Annotated in this window: 1 protein-coding gene; it reads right to left on the reverse strand. The window is 71.3% G+C overall.

The genetic code is table 11. The features are described 5' to 3' along the window. Positions 1-1,969 (reverse strand): condensation domain-containing protein (locus tag ACN675_RS28965; RefSeq protein WP_420754086.1); only part of this gene is annotated, 1,969 nt, incomplete at both ends.

A 1,969-nucleotide genomic window follows, 5' to 3' on the forward strand; every position in this document is an offset into this window, starting at 1 on the left:
CAACAACCCATCCAACGTCGACACCCCCACCGGCACCGACCCACCCGCCGCAAACCCCGACACCAACACCCGATCCGCCCCCGGCACCACATCCACCGACGACAACCGCACACCACCGACACCCGCCAACACACCGAACGCGCCGCGCAGGGTCTCGACGGCCCGCTGAGCGGTTTCGGTGTCGAACAGGGCACTCGCGCACGCGAGCGTGCCGGTCAGTCCGTCGGGCGTGTCGGCGATCTCGATCTCGAGGTCGGTCTTGACGCTGTTGGTTTCGTCGGCCTCGGTGTACCGGCCGAAGCCGGCGCGGCCGAGGACATCGTGGGTTTCGTCGACCAGGTCCGCGACCCGGAAGGACACGAGCGTCTGGAACAACGGGTTGTGCGCGGCCGATGGTGTGGTGCCGCTGACCCGCACGATGTGGTCGAACGGCAGGTCCTGATGGGCGAAGCCCCCGAGCACGACCTCCCGCACCCGGCCCAGCAGCTCGTCGACGGTCGGATCCCCCGACAGATCGTGACGCAACGGCAGCGTGTTCACGAAGTACCCCACCACCGACGCCAACGCCTCGTCCGTGCGGCCACCCACCGGCGAGCCCACCACGATGTCGTCCCCGGCACCCAACCGCTGCATCGCGATCACGACCGCGGCCTGGACCAGCATGTACATCGTGACGTCGCGTTCGGCGCACACCCGCCGCAGCGCGGCGGAGATCTCCGGATCGATCGTGAAGGCGAGTTCGAACCCGGCGAAGTCCTGAACTGCGGGGCGTGGCCGGTCGGTGGCGATCATCGACACCTCGGGGACGCCGGCGAGCCGGTTGCGCCAGTACTCGGCGTGGTCGGCCGCGGCGGTTCCGGGCCGGTCGGCACCGGCGAGCATCGCGTCCTGCCAGGCCGCGAAGTGCCGGAACGTGACGGATCCCGGCGTCCACTGCGGCGCGGTGCCGCCGTGGCGCGCGGTGTAGGCGCCGAGGAGGTCGCCGAGCAGTGTCGGCGTCGACCATTCGTCGACGAACGCGTGGTGCACGGCCAGCGCCGCGACCTGCGGCCGGCCGTCGACGGTGAACACCGCAGCGCGCAACGCCGGGTCCAGACGCAGGGAGAGCGGGCGATCGACCCACTGCGCGACCGCGTCGGTCAGGCTGTCGGCATCGCTCACGATCTCCTCGAGGGGGAACGCGCCGGTGCGCGGAACCTCGACGTCGAGCTCGATGCCGTCCGGTCCGGGGACCAGCCGGGACCGCAGTGCCTCGTGCCGCGTGGTGAGGTCGGTCAGTGCCGCCGCCCACGCGTCGGAGGAGAAGTCGTCGGGCACGGTGAGCACGAGCGGCACGGTGTAGACCGAGCCGGCTCCGGTGATCTGCTCGATCACCCACAGCGACCGCTGACCCGCCGACGCCGGAACCGTCTCCGGCACGACGACGTCGGCGACACCGATCGAGATCGAGCTCTCGGCTGCGTCGAGGGTGCGGGCGAGATCGCCGACGGAGCGGGCCTCGAACAGGTCGCGCAGCGTCAGCTTGCGGGCGAAGCGGGCGGCCAACCGCGCCACGGCCCGGGTCGCCAGCAGCGAGTGCCCGCCGAGGTCGAAGAAGTCGCTGTCGACACCGACGGTCACGGTGTCATCGAGGCCGAGCACGTCGCGGAACACCTCGGCCACAGCCCGTTCGGACCCGGTGGCCGGGGCCCGCCCCCCGTTGTGGACCGGGGCGACCGGCTCCGGCAGTGCCTTGCGGTCGAGCTTGCCGTTGACGGTCACCGGCAGCTCGTCGAGCACGGTGATCGTGGGTGGCACCATGTAGTCCGGCAGGCGCGACGAGAGATGTTCCCGCAGAGTGGAAGTCGGATCTGCACCGTCCCAGGCAGCGCGGTCGAGCGTGCAGTAGGCGGCGAGGGTCGCGTCGCGACCGGAGGTCCCGGTCCGGGCGATCACCGCGGACGAACGGACCCACGGGTGGGCGTCGAGG

The sequence above is a fragment of the Rhodococcus sp. O3 genome (assembly GCF_048897285.1).
Lineage (GTDB): Bacteria > Actinomycetota > Actinomycetes > Mycobacteriales > Mycobacteriaceae > Rhodococcus.